The following is a 237-nucleotide window of genomic DNA, read 5'->3' as shown; positions in this document are numbered from 1 at the left end:
ACACGATCCGGTTGTTCATGGGTTCGGGAATGTCCGCGGGACTGTGGGAGGACGTGAACGAGAAGTTCCCGCGGGCCCGGGTTCTCGAGTTCTTCGCGACCGGTGACGGGTCGGCGAGCCTGGCGAACGTGACCGGTACGAAGGTGGGCTCGTCCGGCCGTCCGGTACCCGGCGTCAACGATGTCGCGATCGCCGCATTTGATCTGTCCGAGGGCCGTCTGATCACCGATGACACCG

Annotated in this window: 1 protein-coding gene; it reads left to right on the top strand. The window is 65.0% G+C overall.

Features of this window, described 5'->3' with window-relative positions; genetic code table 11:
• Nucleotides 1-53: 53 nt before the first annotated feature.
• Nucleotides 54-237: hypothetical protein (locus SB717_RS39445; protein WP_410908771.1), on the top strand; the 184-nt coding region annotated here is incomplete at its 3' end.

This window comes from Priestia sp. SIMBA_032, from assembly GCF_046535215.1.
Taxonomy (GTDB): Bacteria; Bacillota; Bacilli; order Bacillales; family Bacillaceae_H; genus Priestia; species Priestia aryabhattai.
Note: the sequence above shows the minus strand (reverse complement) of the source record. Positions and strands in the feature narration are given on the sequence as shown.